This is a genomic window from Nonomuraea endophytica (assembly GCF_014203235.1).
Classification (GTDB): Bacteria; Actinomycetota; Actinomycetes; order Streptosporangiales; family Streptosporangiaceae; genus Nonomuraea; species Nonomuraea endophytica.
Window position 1 is genome coordinate 65,469 of sequence record NZ_JACHIN010000021.1, and the last position, 23,284, is coordinate 88,752.

A 23,284-nucleotide genomic window follows, 5' to 3' on the forward strand; every position below is an offset into this window, starting at 1 on the left:
ACGCATGGCAACGGTGGTGTTCGCCGCAGGCACGGATTATCCGGTGTTCCGCATCCCCGCGATCGTCCGCGCGCAGGACGGGACCCTGGTCGCGTTCGCCGAGGGACGGCAGGCGATCAGCGACACCGGCAACATCGACGTGGTGTGCCGACGTTCCTCCGACGGCGGCCAGAGCTGGGGCCCGCTCCAGGTCGTCACCAATCACGGCGACGACACCGCGGGTAACCCGGCCCCGGTGGTCCTGCCGTCGGGCCGTATCCTCCTGCTCACCTGCCGCAACGCGGGCGCGGCCACCGAGCACGAGATCATGCGCGGCACCGCCGCCCCCCGCCGCGTCTATCTGCAGCGCTCCGACGACTCCGGCGCGACGTGGAGCGCGCCGGCCGAAATCACCGCCGCCGTGAAACAACCGGCCTGGCGCTGGTACGCCACCGGCCCCGGCCACGGCATCGTCACCGCCTCCGGCCGGATCGTCGTCGGCGCCAGCCACTCCCGCCCGCCCGCCGCCGGTGACACCGGATCGGACCCCAAGCACTACGGCGGCCACTGCGTCTACTCCGACGACCAGGGCGCCAACTGGCGGATCGGCTTCACCTCCTCCAACCCCAACGGCTACGTCAACGAGAACGAGACCACGCTGGCCGAACTCCCCGACGGCCGCCTCTACTTCAACTGCCGCGACCGAGGCGGCACCGGCCCCGGCAACCGCGCCGACGCCTACAGCCGCGACGGCGGCCAGACCCTTGAGGTCTCCTACCGCGCCCAGGCCACGATCGTCACCGCCGACGTCCAGGCCAGCGTCCTGGCGCTGCCGGGCGGCCGGCTCCTGTACTCCGGCCCGTCCCACCTGACCGACCGGGCCGCGATGGGGCTGCGGGTCAGCGAGGACGCGGGGCAGACGTGGCAGTTCCTCCGGCACGTGTCCGGGGTCCCGGCCGCGTACTCCGACCTGGTGCATCTTGGTGACGCCGGGGTCGGGCTGCTGTACGAGACGGGCAACTGGTCACCGTACGACCGCATCACGTTCACCACCCTGCCGGGCATCTGACCGGTTACGGGGGGATCGCCTCGATCGTGGCCCGGAGGCGGCGCAGCGCGGGGCCGAGTTCGGCTCGTGGCGGGGTGCCCAGTGCCAGGCGGAGCGCGTGCGGGCGGTATGGGCCCGTGGCGAAGGCGTCGGCGGTGGAGACGAGGATGCCTTCCTCGGCGAGCGCGGCCGCGACGCGGTCGGGGCGCTGGTGGGGCTCCAGGCCGAGCCATACCAGGTACGACGCCGGGTGTGCCGTGACGTCCATGCCGGACAGCGCGGCACGGGCGATGTCCTGCCGGGCGGCGGCGTCCTGTCGCCTGAGCTTTTCCAGGCGGGTGACCGTACCGTCGGCGATCCAGGTGGTGGCGAGCGCGGTGATCAGTCCCGGTGCGCCCCAGGCCGCCGCGCGCAGGCTCCTGGTGACCGGCCGGATGTGCCGATCCGGCACTACGGCGAAGCCGAACCGCAGCCCGGTCGCCACGTTCTTCGACAGACCGGCGAGGTAGCAGGTGCGTTCGGGGGCGAGGGCCCGCACGGGAGGGGGCGGGGCGGGTTCGAGGAACGCGTACGTGCCGTCCTCGACGATCACGCAGTCGTGGGCGCGGGCGATGGCGACGAGGCGGGCACGCTGCTCCCGGTCGAGCACCCAGCCGAGCGGGTTGTGCACGGTGGGGATCGTGTAGATCGCACGGACGGGCCGGATACGGCACAACTCGTCGAGCGCGTCGAGGTCGGGGCCGGTCGCGGTCACGGGTACGGGAGCGAGTTCGAGACCGTGTGCCGAGGCGAGCAGCCGGATGCCGGGATAGGTGAGCGCGTCGACGGCCACGACGTCACCGGGCCGGGTGAGCGCGCGCAGCACGGTGTCGAGCGCCTGCTGGGTCCCGCCCGCCAGCAGAACGTTGGCCGGCGCCACGTCGATCCCACGGTCGAGCAGGTAGGTGGCCACCACCGCGCGGTCGTGCCGCCGCCCGCCCGGCGGATCCTGGCGGAGCAGCGACTCGATCTCGCCGGAGGTCGCGAGGTTCCGCAGGGCCAGGCGCAGCAGGTCGGCCTGGTCCGGGTCCAGCGGCTGGTTGAACGACAGGTCGGCCATCCGCGGCACCGGCAGGGCCCGCGAAGGCTCAAGCCCGTCGTAGCCAGATCGGACCCGGACGTACGTCCCGCGTCCAGGTTCACCCACGACCAGGCCCATGGCGGCGAGCTCGGCATAGACCCGCGTGGCCGTGGCCAGCGCGACGCGCCGTTCCCTGGCCAGCTCGCGGTGTGTCGGGAGCCGGGCGCCCGCGGGCAGCGTGCCGGCGCGGATCGCCGCGGCGAACTCGTCGACGATGGCCTTGTACGACGCCGGCCGCATATCGGACCTTGTATCTAGGACAATAAATGGATTGTCCTATTTTACGGCTCCTAGCCTCGTGCGTACACGACGATCGAACGGAGCCGGGCATGACCGTCCACATCGACCAGGACGACCACCTCGTCACGATCACCATCGACCGGGAACGCAAGCTCAACGCGCTCGACTACCCGACGATCGACGCGCTGCTCGCCGCCCTCGACCGTGTCGACGCCGACGACTCCGCCCGCGCGGTCGTCCTGACCGGCGCGGGTCACCGGGCGTTCAGCGCCGGTGCGGACATCCCGGCTCTGGCGGGGAGCATCGCGGGCGGGACCGAACAGGCCCTCCGCGAGATCGTACGGCGTGGCCAGGGCCTGACCCGGCGCATCGAGGAGTTCCCGAAGCCGGTGATCGTCGCCGTCAACGGCCTCGCCTACGGCGGAGGTTGCGAGATCGTCGAGGCCGCCCCGCTGGCGATCGCCGCCGAGCACGCGACGTTCGCCAAGCCCGAGATCACCCTCGGCTTCCCGCCGCCCTTCGGCGGTTCCCAGCGGCTGCCGCGCCACGTCGGCCGCAAGCGCGGCCTGGAGATGATCCTGACCGGCGACCCGATCCCGGCCGCCCGCGCCGCCGAGCTCGGCCTCGTCAACGCGGTGGTCCCGGCCGGCGAGCTCCTCTCCGCCGCCCGTGCCCTGGCCGCCCGGATCGTCCGCCACGCGCCGACGGCGGTCGCGGCCTGCCTGCGCGCGGTCACCCGGGGCGTCAACCTGCCGATGGACGAGGCGCTCGCGGTCGAGGCGTCATCGTTCGCCGCCACCGTGCCCACCGACGGCGTCCGCACCGGGCTCCGCCGTTTCCTCGACCGAAACGTCAGTGGGTAGCTCGCCGTACAGGCAGGTGATGTGGATGCCGCTGTCGTCGCGGGTCAGGTGGCCCCAGCCGGTCGGCAGCAGCAGGGGCCACCGGCCGGGTCCCCGTTCCCGCACCGTGAGCCGCCCTGTGCCCGCGTCCCAGGTGACGCCGGACATCGCGTCCAGCACCGACCATCCCGCCATGGCGCGCACGTAGTGATCGCCGCATTCGATCTGGTTGTACGGGTTGCGCCGCCGCCCGTCGTACCGGCGCCAGAGCCCGCCCAGGATGGCGTCGGCCTCCTCGGTCAGTCCCTCCCACAGGCAGTGCGCGGCGACCTGGTACTCGCTGCCGGTCCACACCTCGTCGCAGTACCGGGTCGGCACCTCGGGCCGCCCGCCCCTCGGCCACGTGCACATGAGCAGCCCGGTGTCGCCACCATCGGCGAAGACCCGGTAAGGGTGCTCGAACCCCTCGAAGCCGGTACGCAGGTTGTGCCGGACGATCGCCCGCAACGCCGAGACCACGTGCTCCCGAGGCAGCACGTGGCCGAGGCCGAGCTGGTGTGCCCACCACTGGCCGATGAGCTGGTCGGCAAGGCAGCCGACGCCCCACTGGTAGTCGGTGCCGGGCTCGGGCTCCTGGATGTAGTACTCGCCGTCGAAGAGCCGCTCGTCGTACACGGCGCTGCCCCGGGCGAACAGTTCGGGCAGGTCGTCGCCGAGCCCCATCTCGGCGGCGGCACGCAGCGCGGCCAGCCACAGTCCGCCCATGTACGGGTTGAGGCCGTTCAGGTCGATGTCGTGCGTGGACGGCTGCACGCCGCGCAGCACGCCGGTCGCCTCCGGGTCCCAGGTGCGGCGGATGTGGCCGAGCAGCCGCCGGAGGGCGGGGCGGTGGTCGGCGGGGTCGCCGTGCCGTACCTCGCGGAAGGTCTTGAGGATGGCGCCGAGCATGCCGTCGAGTGCGGGTTCCGCAGGGCCGCCGATGGGGACGTCCCAGAGCTGGCGCAGGTAGGCGGGGGCGAGGACGCGGTGCGGGAGGTAGCCCTGCGGCGCCTGTGTGATGCCGAACTCGGTGGCCCGCATGTCGCGCTCCAGCGTGGGGAAGAGCTTGGCGACGGCCTGGGCGTAGTTCCACACGTGGGTGCAGTTGAGCGGGCACGAGCCGCCGACGTCACCTGACCACATCGAGGTGGAGGCGCCGAGCACGCCCTCGAATCCGTAGAAGGTGCCGTCGGCGGCCTGGAAGCAGGAGGGGCTGCGCAGGATCGCGGCCTGCGCGGCGAGGTGTTCGGCGGTCTCCACGGGCAGATCGGCGAAGGTGTCGGTCCAGCGCAGCGAGTCGTCGCGCAGGGCGGTCCAGTTTTCCTGGGTGTGGGCGGCCACGTCGAGGGCGTCGGGGAAGCGGATGGCGTAGGCGTTGCCGAGCCAGAAGCGGGTCGGGCCCCAGGCGGGGTTCGGCGGGCCGAACTGGATGAAGTCCGCGTATCTATTGGGGAAGTGCCAGGCAAGACAAAGACGGATCTGGGCGCTCGCGCCGGGTTCCAGCATGACCGGCGCCACCAGGCCGCCGTTCCAGGTGTGACCCTCGGGCGAGGGACCTGACCAGGTGCGGCCGATCTGGGGGTCGGGCGACCAGGACGCGTGCCGTACCCGATCGGCATCGCCGTAGACGGCGCGTCCGGCAAGAAACGACAGAAACTCCTCCGGATGCGCCCACTGCGGCAGGAAGGACGCGTGCGGCGAGTCGGCCGACAGCACCGCCTGCCCCGCGCCCGGCGCGGAAGGATCCACGCGCGTGTTGTCCATCACCAGCGCGCTCCACCCGCCGTGGCGGCGCACGCGGTTGGTGTTGCCACCGTAGCCGGCCGCGCGCACGCCCTCGACCGCGGTGGTCCCGTCGTGCCCCACCGGATTCTGTACGGCCGCCGCCAGCCACACCTGCGCCGGCACGGCCCCGTCGTTGGCCAGCGTGAAAGTGAACATCGCCACCGGCAGCGAACTGCGCTCCACGTCGAGCGGGATCAGCGGGTTGAACGCCTCCAGCTCCGCCCGCACCGGCAGCCCGTGGTACTCGATCCGGGCGAACGGATACAGCCCGCGAAAGGTCGTCCCCGGCACCCCCGGATGCCGCGCCAGCATTTCCCGCTGCCACGCGGGCACGTGGTCGTCGTTGACCAGCGGCGTTCCCTCCGCCCCCGGCTCGGGGGGCGGCGCCTGCAGGATGACGGTCCTGTTGGTCGGCGGCTCCCACGTGCTCACCCGCAACGCGAAGAAGGTGTACGGCAGGCCGCCGAGATGGTTGCCCGAGTTCTGGAGCTGCCACTGGCGCAGCCCCCCGTCGGCGCAGATCGCGAGGTTGCCGGTGCCGATCCCGCCCAGCGGCATGGCCACGTGCCGCCCCCGCTCGTGCGGGATGGGCCGGGCCCTCACTTCAGCCCCGAGATGCGGATGCCGGCGATGATGTGCCGCTGGAAGCACAGGAACAGGACGATGACCGGCAGCGCGGCCAGCGTCGAGCCCGCCATGAGCAGGCCCATCTCGGAGCTCCGGTCGGAGCGGAAGGTGGCCAGATACTGCTGCACCTGGAACAGCTCGGGGTCGGTGATCGTCAGCACCGGCCAGATGTAGGCGTTCCAGAACGCCAGGAACGACGTCACCCCCACGACCACGAAGGCTCCCTTGGACAGCGGGACGAAGATGTGCAGGAAGACGCGCCACGGTCCGGCGCCGTCGAGCTGGGCGGCCTCCTCCAGCGCGACCGGCAGCCCGAGGTAGTACTGGCGCAGAAAGAAGACCTGCAGGCCGGAGGCGGCGCCGGGGATCACCAGGACGGCCAGCGAGTCCAGCATGCCGAGCTGGGTGACGACGACGAACGAGGTCAGCATGATCGCGATGCCCGGGACGAACATCGTGGTGATCACGACGAACCACAGCGTGCGTTTGAGCGCGAAGTCCAGCCGGGCGAAGGCGTAGGCGCCGAGCGCGTTGACGGCCAGGCTGAGCATCGCGAACAGGACAGCGCCGGTGAACGTGACCGCCAGCGAGCGCAGGAACGCCGCGTCGCCGAGCAGCAGGGCGTAGTTCTCCCAGCGCCACATCTCGGGGAAGAACTGGAACGGCGTCGCCACGACCTCGGTCTTGGCCTTGAACCCGGCCACCGCCATCCAGGCCAGCGGGAACAGCGCCGCCACGGTGAACAGGGCGGCGGTGCCGTACCTGATGACGCGGCCGATCATCCGTCCATCGCCTTCTCCGATCGCACGAGACGGAAGATGACCGCCGAGACCGCGCCCAGCACGGCGAAGAGCAGCAGGGCGGCGGCGATCGAGTAGCCGATGTAGAGGTCGTTGGTGAAGTGGCGGAAGATGAACAGGTTGGGCAGCGTCGTGGAGTCGACCGGGCCGCCCTGCGTCATGACCAGCGGCAGCACGAGAAACTGCAGCGACGCCGCGAACCCGGTGACCAGCAGGAACAGGATGATGTTCTTCATCAGCGGCAGCGTGATCCGGAACATCTTGGTCCACGGGCCGGCGCCGTCCAGCGAGGCGCACTCGTAGTAGGTCTCGGGGATGTCGAGCAGCCCGGCCAGCATGATCAGGGAGGCGACGCCCACCCCGAGCCAGACCGCCGGCACCGCGACCGCGGCGAGCGCGGTGCCGCTCTCGCCGAGCCAGGCCGTGTCCTCCTGTTTGCCCAGCAGGGCGAGGAACCAGTTGAGCAGGCCGCCGCGGTGGGTGTAGATGAGCGAGAACACGATCGCGGCGATCACCTCGGAGATCACCGCGGGGATGTAGATCGTCACCTTCATGAACGCGGCCATCCGCCGGCTGAGCGACTTGACCAGGACGGCGAAGACGAAGGCCACGGCCACCTGGGCCGGCACCACCATGGCCGAGAACGCCAGCCCGCGCAGCACCGCGCCGACGAACTCGTGGTCGGTCAGCACGTCCAGGTAGTTGCCGAGGCCGACGAAGACGGGCGACTCGTAGAAGCTCCAGGTGTAGAAGCTGATGTACGCGGCGTGGACCAGCGGCCAGACGACGAAGACGCCCAGCAGGGCCAGGAGCGGCGCCAGCATGAGCAGCGCCGTCCCGGTGTCCCTTCTGCGCCTCGTCAAGAGCCCTGGCCCGCGAGGTCGTTCTTCGCGATGAACTCCTTGATCTCGGCGTCGGCCGCCTTCAGCGCGGCGTCGATGTCCTTGCCTTGCAGCGCCTTCTCGATGGCCTTTCCGAAGGCGAGGCTGATGGCCCAGTCGTAGGTCGGCTCCGGCTTGGCGCGGGCGACGACCTGGTCCTCGATGATCTTGGCCCAGGGGTTCTCGGCGGCGGCCGGGTCGTTCTTGACCGCGTCGGCCACGGCCGCGCGCGGCGAGTACTTGGAGAACTTCGTGGTCTTGAAGTAGTCGACCAGCAGTTTGGTGTCTCCGGCCAGCAGCCAGCTGATCGCGTCGGCGGCGGGCTGGGCGTGCTTCGACTTGGCGTCCACGACGAGCGTCCAGCCGCCGAGGGTCGCGGTCGGCTTGGCGCTGTCGCCGTCGAAGGACGGCAGCGCGGCGGCGGCGATGTTCGGGACGAGCTGCGGATAATCGGACAACAGGACGCTCGCGGCCCACGAGCCGCAGACCATCATGGCCGCCTTGCCCTGGCCGATCGGGTTGGCGTCGGCGTAGGGCGCGAGCGGCTGCTTGGGCATGATGCCCTGCTGGTAGAGGGTCTGGTAGACCTGCAGAAGCTGCCGGTACGCCGGGTCGCTCGCCCGCGGCGCCGCCCAGTCGTCGCTGATGGGCAGGTGGGAGGCGGCGTTCCACTGCATGCCCCAGGTGGACCACGCCATGTCGATGGCGTTGCCGGCGGTCACCACGCCCGAGACGTCCCTGGTCGTGAGCCGCTTGCCGTAGGAGATGAGCTCGGCCCAGGTGGCGGGCGGCCGGTTGGGATCGAGCCCGGCCTTGGCGAACAGGTCCTTGCGGTAGAACAGGACGGCCGACGGCTCGACCAGCATCGGGTAGGCGTACTTGCGGCCTTTGTACTCCACCGAGCGCAGCACGGGCTCCTGCAATCCGGTCCATTTGGCGGCCGGGATGAGCGGGTCGAGCGCCTGGATCTGGCCGGTGCGGGCGAAACCGGGCGCCTTGTTGTAGTTGAGCGTGTAGAGGTCGGGTGCCTTGCCCGCGGCCTGGGCCGCCTTCATCTTCTGGTCCCAGGCGTCGGCCGGGACGATCTGGTGCTTGAGCACGACCTTGTTCTGCGCCTTGTTGTAGGCCGCGACGGCCTTCTTGTACCAGGCGTCCTCTTGATCGGTGAACTTCTGCTGCCACAGCGTGATCTCGGTCCTGCCGCCGGGCTGTTCGTCCGCGCCGGGTCCGCAGCCGAGCGCCAGCACCGCCGCGCCCGTCAAGCAGGCGGTCAGCCGGATGACTCGCACGTCTCCTCCTGTTCTCAGACCAGCCGGGCGCTCACGGGCGGCAGGGTGAACGGCCGGTGCGGCAGCTCCTGGTACCAGTACGCGATCGAGGACAGGTCGTCGCTGCGCCGGTTGGCGTGCCCGTGCTCGATCGTCACGCGGATCGAGGTGGTGAAGGGCACGGGGTCCTCGATGTGGAAGCGGTACAGGGAGATCTGGCCGCTCCAGTTCTCGCCGCCCGGGAGCGTGATCCCGTGATAGGGCGCGTGGTACGGCCGGCTGGGGCACCACGCGGTGTTGAAGTAGTCCTCGGTGCCGGTGCCGTGCAGGCTCGGCGGGAAGGCCTCGCCGTCGATGAAGATCATGTCGTCGCCCTCGCCGTACCAGTTCCAGTCGGCCGTCTGGCGAAGGTTCGTCACGTTGAGCACGCAGCCGACGTAGTGGCCGCGGCCCTCGGCGTCGAGGATGACGTAGTTGCCCGCGCCGTCGGCGTTGACGCCGTCGAACAGCCACGAGGAGTTGGACAGTTCGCCCTGCTCCAGGCCGTCGGCCGGGCACTCGCGCCGCCACTGGGCGTGGAATCGCCCCAGCCCGTCACCCAGCTCGTCGAACTCGTCGTAGTCGATGTAGTAGTAGAACCACAGCACCTCCGACTCGCACTCGCTGACCAGCTCGAACCTGGCGCCGTCGGCGAAGGGCATGTGGAACCAGCAGTTGAACGCCTTGCCGTCCTGCGGGCTCATCTGGAGCGGGGCGGAGACGAAGTCGGCGGTGCGCGCGTGGCCCATGCCGAAGAAGTCGCCGAGCGGCACGAACACGCTGGGGTGCGCGGAGCCGTCCCAGTAGATCTTCAGCACGAGCTTGCGCAGGAAGTCGCGGTCGGCGGTCTCGGGGGTGGCGGGGTCGCGGGGGGCGACGGTCATCCAGATGTGGTTGACCGAGCCGGCCCCGCGCAGGTCGGCCAGCGTCGCGGTCTGGCCGGGCTCGATCGTGATCCTGTCGTCGTTGCCGCCGGTGCGGTCCCAGCTCGACGCCCGGCGGCGGCGGTGCGCGCGTAACCTCGGCAGATCGCGGAGGCTGCTGCCGTGCTGGCCGTAGGTCACGGTCATCTCTCCTTGAGAAATCGATTGCTGACGTCGTACCTCGACTGGCGGGGCGCGTCAAGGGGCGCTCCGCTGCTTGGCCGGGCTGATTGCGGGCTTGTGCTGGGGTTTTGTCGGAGGAATCGATTTCTCAGCCGCGGACCAGCGAGACGTCGTCGAACTGGAGCCACATGTCGCCGTTGTCGGTCCAGATCCCGGCGAACACCTCCACCGAGGTGCGCGGGCCGCTGTCGAACGCGACCTGGTGCCGGGTCCACTGACCCACCGCGCGGAAGTTCGTCTCGCTGAACGGCGGGCCGCCCGGGTCCCTGACGCCGAAGAAGCCGTTGTCGTTGTTGCCCGAGGTGCGCAGCCAGCCGGTCAGGACATAGCGGGTGTTCGGCGCGACCGACACCGTCTGATACAGGTCATGCCAGCCCCGGTTGTAGCGGGCGAAGGCATTCCTGTCGGCGGTGAAGGACCAGGTGCCGTTGTCGATGCCGCAGTTGCCGTGGCAGGCCCACGGGGTGGCGACCGTGCCGGTGGTCTGGCGTTCGAAGCTCGGATCGCGGACCAGGTTGGCGTTGGTGATGGCGGCGTCCCTGGTCAGGGTGATCCTTATGAGGTAGACGTTGTACGGCGTCCACTCCGACAGGGTCAGGTAGAGGTCCTGGCCTTGTGACCAGGGGTGCATGAAGCCGCCGTACAGGCCGGGGTAGTCGGCGGAGCTCGCGATGAGCGCCGGGGCGCTCCACGGTCCCGTCGGGGCCGCCGCCGAGCGCAGGACCACGTCGCTGCCCTGCAGGTAGGTCATCAGCCACTTGCCGGTGTACGCGTTGAACTGCACCGACAGCTCGGCCACGGGTGCGTTCACCACCGGGGCGGCCAGGGCGTCCTGGCCCTGCTGCCACTGGGAGCCGGTCCAGTATTGGTAGGCGGCCTTGTCGAGGATCTGGCGCTCGGGGACCCGGGCCAGGTAGGCGGCGCCGCTTCGGCCGTTGGGGGTGGCGAACAGGTGGACATATCCGTCTCGGCGGACCATGGCCGCCATCTGGAAGTGGTTGGCGCCGGTCGGGTTGTCCCAGCGGGGGGTGCCCGGGGTGGTCGCCGTCCAGTTCTGGCCGTTGTCGTCGGAGTAGGCGATGCCGGCGTAGTTGGTGTCCCATTGGCCGGGCTGGCCCCAGTGGCGTACTGACATGTACCCCATGTACTGCCGCGTCCCCACCGACACCCCGGCCGTGGGGATGACGGTGATCTCGTCACCGTCGACCTTCCTGCTGGGGATCAGCTCCTTGGCATGCCCCGCCCGATCGGTGGCCGCACTGCTGAAGGCCATCCCGTCAGCCAGATCACGGTCGTTGCTCCGCAGAAGCACCTGACTACGCCAGTCACCCCCGTTCGCCCCCGGCGGCGCCCACCCATCACCGAACGTGTCCCCGAACGCGGCCAGCACCTCCCCCGCCCCGTTGTCCCACATGACGCCAAGATCAGTGGCATTGACCTTCCAAGCCAGGTCCGTCCCCGAAACCGACCCCGCCCCCGTCACCTTCCCCACCACAACGGCCGCCGACCGCCCCACCCCCCGCATCGCGTCGCCCCCAACCACCCGCCTCTCTCCCCCACTCGCCACCGCCTGCGAGCCCCACCCTCCCGGCACCGCCTCCCCACGCCCGACCCGGCGACCCGCCTCGTCCCAGGCCGCCGAACCCGCGTGCCGTCCTCCCGGCGAGGCCTTCCCCCGCTCCTCCGGGTGTCCCGCTGGGGCGCCTTCCCAGCTCGGCACCGCTTGCCGGGGTCCGGGTGAGGCCCCTTCCCGCGTCTCCGATGCGGCGTGGGGGGTGGTGGTGAAGATCAGGGCGAGCAGGGTGCCGGCGACCGTCCAGGTATGTAGGCGTGTCTCCATGTGCCCAGCCTCCTTGGGAAATCGATTTCCCGCATTGTCAAGCGGCCCGGCGACGCCGTCAAGAACTCTGTCACACCAGTACGGCAGACAGCACCACGTGCCGAGGCGGGAACCCCTCCCCCGACACGCGGCGCAACAACAGCTCCACCGCCAGCCGCCCCATCTCGTACGTGGGCTGCGAGATCAGCGTCATCGCGTCACTCAGCCCCAGCGCCCACCGCATGTCGTCGAACACCGCCAGCGTGATGTCCTCCGGATAGCGCAGGCCGTACTCCCGCAGAGCGGTCGCCGCGCCGAGCGCCATCAGGTTGTTCGACACGAACAGCGCGTCCGGCCGGGGTTTGAGACGCAGCAGGTCGGCGGCGGCGGCGCGGCCGCCCTCGATGCGGTAGTCCCCCCGCACCACCAGCTCGCGACGGTAGGCCAGCCCGGCGGCCCGCAGCCCGTGCCGGTACCCGGCCAGCCGGTCCACGGCGGTCGTCACCTCGGTCGGCCCCGCGATGAACCCGATCCGACGGCACCCCTGATCCACCAGCCGCAGCACCGCGTCCTGGGCTGCTTTGACGTTGTTGACCCCGACCCGGTCGACTTTGGCCGTCTGCAGCCGCCGATCGACGGTGACGACCGGGATGCCGCGTTCGGCGAGCAGCGAGATCGAGGTACGGGTCGCGGAGGCCGGTGACAGGATCACCCCGGCCATGTTCTCGGCGGCGGCCACCTCGATGTAGCGCTGCTCCTTCTCCAGGTCCTCGTCGGTGTTGGCCAGCATCACCGAGTACCCCGCCTTGCTCGCGGCATCCTCCGCGCCGCGCACCATCGAGGTGAAGAACGGGTTCGTGATGTCCGAGATGATCAGCCCGAGTAAGGTGGTGGCACGGGTGCGCAGGAACCTGGCCTGCGAACTCGGCCGATACCCCAGCTCCCGGACCGCCGCCAGCACCCGCTCCCGCAGCTCTTCGGCCACCGTGGGCCCGTGGTTGAGCACCCGCGACACCGTGGCCGGAGAAACCCCGGCCCGACCGGCCACATCCTTGATCGTGATCTGCGCCACCGCACCTCCAGTCCGCCTGGAAATCGATTTCCCCCGAGTCTCCCACGCCCACCGCCCCACCCGCCTGCAGACCCGCATGCGCAACTGCCCACAAGCCCGCACGCCCTCAAGCCCGCGTGCCCGCGTGCGCAGCTGCCGACAACCGCGCACGTCCGAGCCACGGCGGCTTGGAGGTGCGACGGACGCCGAGACCCAAGAACGCGGAGGCCCGGGGCGCCATGGCAGCAGGGGGACGAGCGCTTGACCGGATGGCCGGGGGTTGTCACGTCGGGACGCCGGGGCAGTGCCCGGGGACTGCCGGGCTTGGGGGTTATGGGGTGGGGTGGGTGTGGAGGGCGGCGTAGGGGCCGTTGGCGGCGAGGAGTTCCTCGTGGGTGCCCTGTTCGGTGATGGTGCCGTCCTGCAGCATCAGGATCAGGTCGGCCTGGCGGATCGTGCTCAGGCGGTGGGCGATGACGAAGCTGGTGCGGTTGCGGCGGGCTCGGGTCAGCGCCTGCTGGATGAGGAGTTCGGTACGGGTGTCGACCGAGCTCGTGGCCTCGTCCAGGACGAGGATGACCGGGTCGGCGAGGACGGCCCTGGCTATGGTGATCAGCTGGCGTTCTCCCGCGCTCAGGGCGCCGCCGTCCTGGTCGATGACGGTGTCGTAGCCGTGGGAGAGGGTGCGGATGAAGTGGTCGGCGTGGGCGGCTCGGGCTGCGGCCTCGACGTCGGCGGCCGTCGCGCCGGTGCGGCCGTAGGCGATGTTGTCGCGGATGGTGCCGCCGAACAGCCAGTTGTCCTGGGGGACCATGCCGGTCGCCGCGCGTAGCGTGTCGCGCCTCGTGTCGCGGATGTCCACCCCGTCGACGGTGATACGGCCGTCCGTCACGTCGTAGAACCGCATCAGCAGGTTGACCAGGGTGGTCTTGCCCGCGCCTGTCGGGCCGACGACCGCCACGGTGCTGCCCGGCTCGACGACCAGCGAAAGGTCCCGGATCACCCGCTCGGGCTCGCGAACGGCCGGCCTGGACGGGTTGGGGGTGGCGGGGCCGTACGAGAAGGAGACTGTGTCGAAGACGACGCGGCCGCGCGTCGGCGCGGCCGTCCCGGGCGGGTCCGGGGGCTCTTCCTCGGCGTCGAGGAGGTCGAGGACCCGCGCGCCCGACGCCACCCCCGACTGGATCACCCCCGCCAGCCCGGCCAGCGCGGTCAGCGGCCCGCCGAACTCGCGCGAGTACTGGATGAACGCCTGCACGGCCCCCACCGTCAGCCCTCCGGCGGCCAGTTGCAGGCCGCCGACGACCGCGACGAGCACGTAGCCGAGGTTCCCGGCGAGTCCGGTCGCGGGGCCGATGATGCCGCTGACGAACTGGGCGCGGGCCGAGGAGTGGTAGAGGCGGGTGTTGTGTTCGCGGAAGGACTCGGCCGACTCCTCGCCTCGGCCGTAGGCGGTGATCAGGGTGTGGCCGGTGTAGGCCTCCTCGACGTGCGCGTTCAGCTCGCCCGTGGCCTGCCACTGCCGCGCGAACTCCACCTGCGCCCGCCGCCCCGCCACCCGCGTGAGCTGGACCGACAGCGGCACGGTCACCAGCGCCACCGCCGCCAGCAGCGGCGAGATCCAGAACATCATCCCCAGCGTCCCCGCGATCAGGAACGTGGAGTTGGTGATCTGGCCGATGCTCTGCTGCATGCTCTGCGCGAGGTTGTCGACGTCGTTGGTGGTACGGCTCAGCACCTCCCCCCTCGGCTGCCGGTCGAAGTAGGGCACCGGCAGCCGCCCGAGCTTCTCCTCGACCTCCCGGCGCAGGTGGAAGATGACGCCCTGGACGAGCCGGGTGGTGTAGCGCCGCTGGAGTATCCAGAACGTGGCCGAACCGGCATAGACCGCGAGCGCGCTCAGCAGCGTGAGGGACAGGGCGCGGCCGTCGATCCCCTGCTCCGGCCGGGTGATCGCGCCCGTGACGACCAGGTCGGTGGCGCGGCCGAGCAGCAGCGGGCCGGTGACGTTGAGGACGATGCTGGCCAGGCCGAGCACCCCAACCCCCCACAACGGGCGCAACGGCCGCAGAAGCGTCAGCAGGCGCCAGGCCGTCTTGCCGAAGCTCATCCGACCAGTTCCTCGCCGAGCTGAGAACGGACGATCTCCCGGTAGACGGGGCTGTCGCGGACGAGTTCTTCGTGGGTGCCCGCGCCCGCGACGCGGCCCTCGTCGAGGACCACGATGTGGTCGGCGTCGAGGATGGCGCGCACGCGCTGGGCGACGACGATGACGGTGGCGTCGGCGGTCTCGGCGGCGACGGCCTGCCGTACCCGCGACTCGGTGGTGTGGTCGAGGGCGGAGAAGGGGTCGTCGAGCAGATACACCGGGGTGCGGCGGACCAGCGCGCGGGCCAGGGACAGCCGCTGGCGCTGGCCGCCGGAGAGGTTGGCGCCGCCCTGGGCGACGGGCGCGTCGAGGTCCGGCACGAAGTCGCGGGCCTGGGCGATGCCGAGGGCGTGCCAGAGCTCGTCGTCGGTGGCGCGCGCGTGGCCGAGGCGCAGATTGGTGGCCACGGTGCCGGAGAACAGGTGCGGGCGCTGCTCGACCATGCTCGCCGACCGGGCGAGGAGGTCGGGGTCGAGGGTGGTGGCGTCCTCGCCGCCGAAGAGCACCGTGCCCTCCGTGGGGTCGGACAGGCGGCGGATCAGGCCGAGCAGCGTGCTCTTGCCGCTGCCGGTGGAGCCGACGATCGCCGTCGTCGTGCCGGGGCGGCCGACCAGGTCGACGCCGTGGAGCACGTCGTCCTCGGCGCCCGGGTAGCGGAAGCGCACGCCGCGCAGCTCGACGCGTCCTGGGGCGCGCATCCGGCGGACCGGGCGCGCGGGCGGCGCCAGGCTGGGCTCGGTGTCCAGCACCTCGGCGACGCGGACGGCGCAGACCTCGGCTCTGGGCAGGTTCATGATGACGAACGCGGCGGTGAGCACGGCCGTCTGGATCATGGCCAGGTAGGTGAGGAACACGGTCAGCTCGCCGACGCCCAGACCGCCGCCGCCGACCCGCTGAGCGCCCGCCCAGATCACGAAGACGCCGCAGACGTTGACCAGGTTGACGACCAGCGGCATCAGCGCGACCGACGTGTAGCCCAGGCGGGTCGAGACGTCGGTCAGCTCCGCGTTGGCCCGCCCGAAGCGCGCTCGCTCGGCGTCCTGCCTGACGAACGCGCGGGTCACCCGGACGCCCGCGATCTGCTCCCTGAGCACCCGGTTCACGGCGTCGACGCGCTCCTGTACGGCCCGCGACAACGGCCGCATCCTGCCGACCAGCACCGCCGTGACGACGCCGAGAACCGGCACGAGCGCGACCAGCAGCCACGACAGCGCGACGTCCTGCAGAACGGCCATCACGATCCCGCCCACGGCCATGACCGGGGCCGCGACGATCGCCGTGAGCAGCGACAGCGCGAACGTCTGGATCTGCTGCACGTCGTTGGTGGTGCGGGTGATCAGCGAGGGTACGCCGAGCGCGCCCACCTCCTGCCCGGACAGCCGCCCGACATGCAGGTAAACCGCCTCCCGAAGGTCACGGCCCACCCCCATGGCCGTACGCGCGCTCAGATGGACGGCGGCGAGCGTGGCAGCGCCCTGCACCAGGGACACGCCCGCCATGACCGCGCCCAGCCGCAGGATCAGCCCCGTGTCACCGGCGAACACGCCGTCGTCGATGATCACAGCGTTGAGCGTGGGCAGGTAGAGCAGTGCGGCCGTCTGCGCCACCTGCAAGAGGACGACGGCGGCCACGGCGCGGCGCCGCGGGCGCAGGTGCCCGGCCAGCAGCCGCCAGAGTGCCACGTCGCGCCTCCCTTCACGATCGACTGTAGGGAGGCGCGCGTGGGGTGAGGAAGCGGTTCCGCCCCGGGCGTAGCGGCCGCTCAGATGGTCAGCCGGCTCCCCGACAGCGGCCGCATGGCCAGCCGCAGGAGAGCCAGCGCGTTGTCGTCGCCGGCGATGCGGTTGGCGCTGAGCACGCCGCACCGGCGGCATTCGTGGATCAGCAGCCACTCGCCGTCGTCGCGTACGGTCACGCCCAGCGCCTCCATCCGCCCGCCGCACCCGGCGTCACGGTCGCCCGGCACCCGCCGGTCGAGGTGAAGGCTGCCGAGGCAGGACGGGCAGTGGTTGCGGTGCGCGGTGCCCGGCGCGTGCATGGACACGTCCATCCGGCACGAGGCGCACCGGAACGTCGCCACCCGCGGCTCCTTACGCCGCTGCGGCCGCCTGGTACGTCCGCGCATCACAGCCTCCCGAACGGCTCGAACGGGAACGGCGGCGACGCCAGCGGGCGTACGGCCATCCGCATGAGGATGAGGACGTTGTCGTCGCCGCGCGCGGGCGATGAGACGAGCTGTCCACACAGCTCGCACCGGTGCACGACCACCCAGTCGCCTTCGGACGGCACGGCGACCGCGATGGGCGCCATGCGGGCCCCGTCGATCTCGTGTACGGCCGTCAGGCATTCGGGACAGTGTTGACGCCGGTCGTCCGAGGTGACCCCGCACCCCGGACAGGAAAAGTGTTCGGACACGTTGGAGGTGCTCCTTGCCGAGAAACCGTGGAACGACAGCAAGGAAGCGCCGAGCCGCCTAGCTCAGCATGCGATGCGGCAGCCCCGGGACAGCATGAAAGCCCGAGACACGGTAGGCGCGCTCGGCGCGGACCGGGGCATACATCACTGCTTCCTGGGGCACGGCGGCCCGGTTGATTCACCATCACGGACATTCGCGACGCTACCAGCGCCCCACCAACCCCAACCACCGATTTTCCTTCCCGGCCAACCGAACCCGCCTCTCCCCCGTCCTCTCTTCTGTCTCACCCACCCCGAGGGGGCACCATGCGCGTCCACCTGCTCGTCCCCGCCGTCGCACTGCTCGCCGTCTCGTCCGGCTTCCCCATGAGCGGCGAGAGCGCCGGGGTGGTGACGTACACGTGCACCACGACCTCTACCGGGCAGACCCAGGAGATCCGGGTGAACGTGGAGCTGACCGTGCCACCCACCGCGAAGGTGGACGAGCAGATGACGATCGGCTGGCGCGGCTCGTACGTCGGGGGCGGCGAGCTGATCGCACCTGTGCCCAGGCTCAAGCTGTACGTCTACGCGGGCATCAGCAAGATCGACAGGTTGACGTCGGCCACCGGAGTGGCCACGCTGCCCGCGATCGCCGCCGGGGTGCCACTCCCGTTACCCGAGAGCGTCGTCGAGCTCAAGACGACCCCCAAGCAGCCGGGCAGCGGATCGGTGCACCCGGCCTCCTTCAACTTCGGCACCTCACCCAGTGCGCGGGCGATCGAGTGCGAAGTGAAGGACCGCGGGACCGGCTCGGACTACCCGCTCACCGTGGAAGGGACGGCCCCCGTAGACGCCGAGACCGAGCGGCCCGATGACGCCCGGACCGATGAGCCGGTGGATGAGGTGAAGACGCCCGTCGGCGGGGCCGACACGGGCGGCGGTGGTGAGGCCGGGCCGGATGGGCGGATCGTGGTGTTGGCCGGGCTCGTGGTGCTGGCGGGGGTGGGGATGGGCGTGCGGGTGGGGTCGCGGCGCTAGCCTCGGCGGTTGCGGCGGTCGAGGATGAACCACCAGGCGAGGCAGATCAGGCCGAGCACGCACAGGCTGGCGATCAGCAGCGGCGAGGTGACCAGGAAGGCCAGGACGATCGCGATGACCGCGATGACGATCGGCAGCGTCGGAGTGGGCGTCATGTGCTGATTATCGGGCGGACCGGATGGCGTCGGCGACTCTGGTGGCCAGGGCCATGACGGTGAGCGACGGGTTGACCGAGAGGGAGACGGGGATCAGGGAGGCGTCGCCGACGTACAGGCCGGTGACGCCGATCGCGGCGCCGTCGAGGTCGACGGCGCCGCCCATGGGGACGCTGCCCTGTACGTGGGAGGTGGTCAGGCCGGTCCACACGACGCGCCGGGCTCCGGCGGCGGCCAGGGCCTCGACGGCGAAGGCCAGGCCGTCGGCGAGGCGGCGGCGTTCCACGGGGGCGAAGCGTTTGCGGAAGACGTCGCCGGGCCCGGCCGTGGCGGTGTTGAGGTCGTTGGCCATGACGAGCAGCCCGGCCCAGTGGCGGTACGCGCGCACGGTCTCGGCCAGCGCCTCGCCCCACAGCGGCAGGCCGGAGGCGTCCACGAGGCTCATGGCGAAGGCCACCGGGTCCTGGATGGTGGTGCCTTCGACGACGAAGTCCTCCTGGTAGTCGAGGCAGTGCGCGGTGATCGGGTAGACCATGTGGCAGTCCTGCGGCTCGTCGAACAGGCCGTAGACGAGCCGGGCCGGGTGCAGGCCGAGCGTGCCGGGCAGGGCGGGGAAGCCGGGGCTGCGCTGCAGGATCTGCGGGGTGTTGAGCGCTCCGGCGGCCAGGACGACGACGGGCGCGCGGGCGACGCCGCCCGCGTGGACGACGCCGGTGACCTTGCCGTTCTCGATGAGGACCCGGTCCACCTCGGCGCCGGTGGCCAGGCGGATCTCGCCGCGGGCCAGGGCGGGGGCGAGCCACGTGTTGAGGGTGTTGCGGCCGGAGTTGGTCGGGCAGCCTTGCAGGCAGGAGCCGCATCGGCTGCAGTTGTAGTCGGTGTAGGACTCGACGGGGGTCAGGTCGGTGCCGAGTGCCTGGAAGCCGGGCCGTACCCGGTGGACGCTGGGCGGCCAGTCGGCGCGGACCCGCACGCCGAGCGCGGCCTCGACCCGCTCGTAGTAGGGCGTGAGGTCGAAGGGGAGCTCGGTCGCGGGCGCCCGCAGCGCGACCTTGGTGTTGATCACGGTGGTGCCGCCGACGCAGCGCCCGGCCAGCAGGGCGAGGGGGCGCTCGCCCTCGACGTCGGCGAACCTCGCGGGCCACCACAGCCGATGGTTGGCGCGCAGCTCGAAGCGGGTGTGGTCCGCGGCGCCGCGCAACTCACCGGCCTCAAGCACCAGCACGTCCAGCCCGGCGCGGCCGAGCTCGGCCGCGATCAGCCCGCCGCCCGCGCCCGACCCGACGACGATCACATCCGCCGTGTCGTCTCCCCGGTACGGCTCCCGCCGCTCGTCCAGGAAGTCCCAGTCCTTACGCAGCCGCGCCCCCTGCGGCGGCCGGAACCCGATCGCCTCATGCCCGGTGGGCCCGGTGTGTCCGGGGGCGGAGTAGTCCCCGTAGTAGGCCTCGACCGCGATCGCCCGCACCAGATCGAAGGCGGGACTGCCCACCTGCCCGGCGAGGTCGGCGCGCTCCAGTGAGGCCAGCGCGGCGGCGAGGCCGGGCGGGTCGGTCCTGGCGGCGTACTCGGTGACGCCGATGTCCGCCGATCCCGGCACGAGCCGGTCGAAGACGTTCACAGGAAGGCTGCCCCTCCGTCGACGTTGAGGGTCTGCCCGGTGAGGAACCCGCTGCCCGGATCGCACACATAGAGCAGCGTCGACACCAGATCGCCGGGCTCGGCCACCCGGGGCACCCGCTGCGTGGCCGCCACGCGCTCGAACCCGCCGTCCGCGCCGGTGCTGCGCGTTGCGGTCTCGGTCCTGGTCAGGCCGGGGGCGATGACGTTGGCTGTGATGTTCTCGGGTCCGAGCAGGGTGGCGAGTGAGCGGGTCATGCCGATGAGCGCGGCCTTGGAGGCGGTGTAGGCGACGAGGTCGGGCGGGCCGACGAACACGGCGCCGGAGGCGATGCTGACGACCCGCCCCCAACCGGCCTCGCGCAGGTACGGCAGCGCCGCCTGCGTCACCGTGAAAGGCCCTTCGACGTTGATCCGGAGGATCCGCCGCAGGTCGTCCAGCGTCGTCTTCTCGAACGGGATGGGCGGGTAGACCCCGGCGTTGTTGACCACGATGTGCGGCCCGCCCGCCTCGGCGGCGACCAGCGCCATCGCCCGCGCGACCTGCGACGGTTCGGTCACGTCGACGGTGACGGGCAGGAACGCGGCGCCGATCCGCCGGGCGGTCCCGCTCTGGGACGCGACGTCGAACCCGGCGACCCGCGCCCCGGCGGCGGCCAGCGCGGCGGCGAACTCCCGGCCGAGCCCGCCGGCCGAGCCGGTCACCACCGCGGTACGTCCGGCGAGACGATCACTCACTGTTGGCTCCATGGGCGAGGTGGAGGATCTCGTGGTCGGTCAGCCGCTCGCCGGCCAGTTCGGCGGCGACGCGGCCCTTGCGGAAGACCAGCACCCGGTCGCAGACCTGGGCCAGCTCGGCCGGGTCGGTGGAGGTGAGCAGCACGACCCGGCCCTCCGCGGCCAGTTCCCGCACGATGGCGTGCATCTCGGCCTTCGCCGCGACGTCGACGCCGCGGGTGGGGTCGTCGAGCAGGACGACGCCGGGCGCGGCCTCCAGCCACTTGGCGAAGACGACCTTCTGCTGGTTGCCGCCGGACAGCCGCCCGGCGAGCTGGTCGGGGCCGCTCGCCCGGATCCGCAGCCGCGCGGTGGCCGCGGCCGCGCGCTCGCGCAGGTCCTTCGCGCGCACCCATGCCCCGGTACGGCCCAGCGCGACGGTCCGCACCTGGGCGATGTTCTCCCAGAGGGGTTTGTCCAGCATGAGGCCGAGGCGCTTGCGGTCGCTGGGCACCACGGCGACGCCCGCCCTGATGGCCTGGCGCAGGCCGCGCGGGCGTGGACCGCCTCCGGGGTAGGCGAGCGTGCCGGCCGAAGGAATGCGCAGGCCGCAGACGACCTCCAGGACGGCGGTCTGGCCGGCGCCCGCGATGCCGGCCAGGCCGACGATCTCGCCCTGCCGCGCCTCCAGGTCGACGCCGTCGAGGTGGCCGGGCACGTGGACGCCGCGCAGGCGGAGGCCGGCCGTACCGGCGTCGAGAGAAGGGGCGGGACGGGCGGCGGGGGCGGTGGGGCGGTCGCCGACCATGGCGCGCACGATCTTCTCGAGCGTCAGCTCGGCCATCGGGACGGCGCTCAGCGCGTTGCGGCCGTCCCGCAGGACCGTGACCTCGTCGCACAACCGCACCACCTCCTCCAGCACGTGCGAGACGTAGGCGACGGCGACCTGCCGTGAGCGCAGCGCGGCGAGGATGCGCAGCAACCGGGCGGCGGCGTCGGCCTGGAGCGCCGAGGTGGGCTCGTCGAGGATGAGCACCGCGGGATCCTCCAGCAGCGCCCGCGCGATCTCGACGAGCTGGCGTTCGGCGAGGGTGAGCTCGCCGACCCTGGTGGTGGGCGGGCGGGTGAGCTCCAGCTCGTCCAGGACCGGTCCGGCCTTGCGCGCCATGGCCTTCCTGTCCAGCAGGAGGCCGCCGCGGCGCAGGTCGCAGGCGGGGAACAGGTTGGCCAGCACGTCCAGGTCGGGGAAGAGGCTGGGCTCCTGGGAGACGACGGCGACGCCCCGCCGTACCGCGTCGCGGGTGGTGGAGAAGCGCACGGGCGCGCCGTTCAGCAGGAGCTCGCCCTCGTCGGGCGGCAGGGCGCCGGCCAGGATCTTGACCAGCGTGGACTTGCCGGCGCCGTTCTCGCCGAGGAGCGCGTGGACGCTGCCGGGGCGCAGCTCGATGCGGGCGCCGTCGAGGGCGCGCACGCCGCCGAAGCGCTTGCCGATGCCCGAGGCGAGGTACATGGGCTATTTCGCCTCGCTCATCGGCCGCAGCCTGCCCTGGATACCGCTGAAGAACTCGTCCGCTCGGCTCTTCAGCCACTCCCGCTTGGCCTGGTCGGAGGCCTGCCTGGCGGTGATCTCGTCGACGTTGTCCTTGGTCACGAGCAGGTGGCCGGGGTCCACCCAGCCCTCGGGCAGCGGCTTGCCCGCCTTGGCGGCCTCGGCCAGCATGCGGATCGCCACGTAGCCCTTGAAGTAGTGCTCGGGCGACATGGCGGCGAAGCTGGTGCCGTCCTTGACCGCGGCCAGCGTCTTGGGGTCGAGGTCGAAGGCGGCCACCAGGTACGAACCGCCGGCGGTCTGCTTGGCCTTGGCCAGGTTGTACGCGTCCTGGTCACCGGTGCCGAGGAAGGCCAGCGCCTTCGGATGGGCCTTGACCAGCCCGTTCCAGATCTCGAAGTTGGCGGCCGGGTCGTTCTTGGTCTCGAACGGGCCGAGCACCTTCACCCCGGGCAGCTTCTCGGCGAAGGCCTCCTTCATGCCGTTGGCCCGCTCGTCCAGCACGGGCACACCCGGGTTCGGCGTGCCGAGCACCACTTCGCCGGAGGCGTCCGGCGGCAGGAGCTTGATGGCTTCGAGCGCGAGCTGCTTGCCCGCGCCCCGGTTGTCGTTGCCGACGTAGAGGCCGACGTTGCTGCCGGGGGCGGGCACGGTGTCCACACCGACCAGCCGGATCTTCCGCGCCGCCAGGTCGGCCAGCGGCCGTACGAACAGCTCCGGCGCCAGGTCCTCGATCGCGATGCCGTCGGGCGCGGTACGGCCGAGGTCGCCGAAGAGCTTGACCTGGGCGGGAGGGTCCACCGAGTTGGGTGCGCTGATCTGGAGTTCGACGCCGCCGACGGTGTCGGCGCCGAACTGCCCGCCGGCCGCCATCTCCTGGGCGAAGTCGGCGTCGGTGGTGGCCAGCGAAAACCCGATCTTCGGGGCGCCGGAGGAGGTCGGGCCGCCGCCGGAGCAGGCGGCGGTCAGGACGAGGACGGCGATCAGGGCGCGTTTCACAGCGTTTCTCACAGTG

General features: G+C 71.5%; 20 protein-coding genes. 3 read left to right on the forward strand and 17 right to left on the reverse strand.

All coding sequences use genetic code 11. The features are described from left to right. The first annotated feature begins 4 nt into the window (after window positions 1-4). Window positions 5-1,048: a sialidase family protein gene (locus HNR40_RS47665; protein WP_221341700.1), complete on the forward strand. Its 1,044-nt coding sequence runs from the start codon at window positions 5-7 to the stop codon at window positions 1,046-1,048. 4 nt (window positions 1,049-1,052) lie between these two features. Here the strand turns inward: HNR40_RS47665 and HNR40_RS47670 are convergent, their stop codons facing one another. After that, on the reverse strand, window positions 1,053-2,387 hold the full coding sequence (locus HNR40_RS47670; protein ID WP_184973844.1) for an aminotransferase-like domain-containing protein: 1,335 nt from the start codon (window positions 2,385-2,387) through the stop codon (window positions 1,053-1,055). Window positions 2,388-2,476: 89 nt separating this feature from the next. Between HNR40_RS47670 and HNR40_RS47675 the strand changes: the two genes are divergently transcribed. After that, complete coding sequence (locus HNR40_RS47675) at window positions 2,477-3,250, forward strand: enoyl-CoA hydratase-related protein (protein WP_184973846.1); 774 nt, start codon at window positions 2,477-2,479, stop codon at window positions 3,248-3,250. On the opposite strand, the gene HNR40_RS47680 is transcribed toward HNR40_RS47675, so the two are convergent. The 11 genes from HNR40_RS47680 to HNR40_RS47730 form a co-directional block, all read right to left on the reverse strand. Beyond that, on the reverse strand, window positions 3,170-5,656 hold the full coding sequence (locus HNR40_RS47680; RefSeq protein WP_221341701.1) for a GH116 family glycosyl-hydrolase: 2,487 nt from the start codon (window positions 5,654-5,656) through the stop codon (window positions 3,170-3,172). The two genes, HNR40_RS47675 and HNR40_RS47680, sit on opposite strands and share 81 nt — an antisense overlap. Further along, window positions 5,653-6,462 (reverse strand): carbohydrate ABC transporter permease, encoded by an 810-nt coding sequence (locus tag HNR40_RS47685; RefSeq protein ID WP_184973847.1) that lies wholly within the window; start codon window positions 6,460-6,462, stop codon window positions 5,653-5,655. The genes HNR40_RS47680 and HNR40_RS47685 overlap by 4 nt, the downstream gene beginning before the upstream one ends. After that, window positions 6,459-7,343 (reverse strand): carbohydrate ABC transporter permease, encoded by an 885-nt coding sequence (locus HNR40_RS47690; protein ID WP_221341702.1) that lies wholly within the window; start codon window positions 7,341-7,343, stop codon window positions 6,459-6,461. The genes HNR40_RS47685 and HNR40_RS47690 overlap by 4 nt, the downstream gene beginning before the upstream one ends. Then, the gene (locus tag HNR40_RS47695) at window positions 7,340-8,650 is read right to left on the reverse strand and encodes an ABC transporter substrate-binding protein (protein ID WP_184973849.1); all 1,311 of its coding nucleotides are present in this window, start codon (window positions 8,648-8,650) and stop codon (window positions 7,340-7,342) included. The genes HNR40_RS47690 and HNR40_RS47695 overlap by 4 nt, the downstream gene beginning before the upstream one ends. Before the next feature lie 14 nt (window positions 8,651-8,664). After that, complete coding sequence (locus tag HNR40_RS47700; protein ID WP_184973851.1) at window positions 8,665-9,738, reverse strand: glycoside hydrolase family 172 protein; 1,074 nt, start codon at window positions 9,736-9,738, stop codon at window positions 8,665-8,667. A 124-nt stretch (window positions 9,739-9,862) separates the two neighbouring features. After that, window positions 9,863-11,614: a glycoside hydrolase family 183 protein gene (locus HNR40_RS47705; RefSeq protein ID WP_221341703.1), complete on the reverse strand. Its 1,752-nt coding sequence runs from the start codon at window positions 11,612-11,614 to the stop codon at window positions 9,863-9,865. A 70-nt stretch (window positions 11,615-11,684) separates the two neighbouring features. Beyond that, on the reverse strand, window positions 11,685-12,665 hold the full coding sequence (locus HNR40_RS47710) for a LacI family DNA-binding transcriptional regulator (protein ID WP_184973853.1): 981 nt from the start codon (window positions 12,663-12,665) through the stop codon (window positions 11,685-11,687). A gap of 310 nt (window positions 12,666-12,975) precedes the next feature. Further along, window positions 12,976-14,754, reverse strand: a complete 1,779-nt coding sequence (locus tag HNR40_RS47715; RefSeq protein ID WP_184973855.1) for an ABC transporter ATP-binding protein — start codon at window positions 14,752-14,754, stop codon at window positions 12,976-12,978. Continuing rightward, entirely contained in the window at window positions 14,751-16,475 is a 1,725-nt protein-coding gene (locus HNR40_RS47720; RefSeq protein ID WP_312896801.1) for an ABC transporter ATP-binding protein, read from the reverse strand. The genes HNR40_RS47715 and HNR40_RS47720 overlap by 4 nt, the downstream gene beginning before the upstream one ends. 80 nt (window positions 16,476-16,555) lie before the next feature. After that, window positions 16,556-16,918, reverse strand: a complete 363-nt coding sequence (locus tag HNR40_RS47725; protein WP_184973858.1) for an RNHCP domain-containing protein — start codon at window positions 16,916-16,918, stop codon at window positions 16,556-16,558. Then, the gene (locus HNR40_RS47730; protein WP_312896802.1) at window positions 16,918-17,208 is read right to left on the reverse strand and encodes an RNHCP domain-containing protein; all 291 of its coding nucleotides are present in this window, start codon (window positions 17,206-17,208) and stop codon (window positions 16,918-16,920) included. Before HNR40_RS47730 ends, HNR40_RS47725 begins: the two co-directional genes overlap by 1 nt. Window positions 17,209-17,514: 306 nt before the next feature. Here HNR40_RS47730 and HNR40_RS47735 point away from each other — a divergent pair, with 306 nt between their 5' ends. Then, on the forward strand, window positions 17,515-18,228 hold the full coding sequence (locus HNR40_RS47735; RefSeq protein ID WP_184973860.1) for a hypothetical protein: 714 nt from the start codon (window positions 17,515-17,517) through the stop codon (window positions 18,226-18,228). Here HNR40_RS47735 and HNR40_RS47740 read toward each other — a convergent pair. The 5 genes from HNR40_RS47740 to HNR40_RS47760 are packed head-to-tail and all read right to left on the reverse strand — an operon-like array spanning window position 18,225 to window position 23,268. Continuing rightward, on the reverse strand, window positions 18,225-18,383 hold the full coding sequence (locus HNR40_RS47740; protein ID WP_184973862.1) for a hypothetical protein: 159 nt from the start codon (window positions 18,381-18,383) through the stop codon (window positions 18,225-18,227). The two genes, HNR40_RS47735 and HNR40_RS47740, sit on opposite strands and share 4 nt — an antisense overlap. 7 nt (window positions 18,384-18,390) lie before the next feature. Further along, the gene (locus HNR40_RS47745; RefSeq protein WP_184973864.1) at window positions 18,391-20,004 is read right to left on the reverse strand and encodes a GMC family oxidoreductase N-terminal domain-containing protein; all 1,614 of its coding nucleotides are present in this window, start codon (window positions 20,002-20,004) and stop codon (window positions 18,391-18,393) included. Beyond that, on the reverse strand, window positions 20,001-20,741 hold the full coding sequence (locus HNR40_RS47750; protein WP_221341704.1) for an SDR family NAD(P)-dependent oxidoreductase: 741 nt from the start codon (window positions 20,739-20,741) through the stop codon (window positions 20,001-20,003). Before HNR40_RS47750 ends, HNR40_RS47745 begins: the two co-directional genes overlap by 4 nt. Then, window positions 20,734-22,230: a sugar ABC transporter ATP-binding protein gene (locus HNR40_RS47755; RefSeq protein WP_184973868.1), complete on the reverse strand. Its 1,497-nt coding sequence runs from the start codon at window positions 22,228-22,230 to the stop codon at window positions 20,734-20,736. The genes HNR40_RS47750 and HNR40_RS47755 overlap by 8 nt, the downstream gene beginning before the upstream one ends. Window positions 22,231-22,233: 3 nt before the next feature. After that, the gene (locus tag HNR40_RS47760; protein ID WP_184973870.1) at window positions 22,234-23,268 is read right to left on the reverse strand and encodes a sugar ABC transporter substrate-binding protein; all 1,035 of its coding nucleotides are present in this window, start codon (window positions 23,266-23,268) and stop codon (window positions 22,234-22,236) included. Window positions 23,269-23,284: the final 16 nt, after the last annotated feature.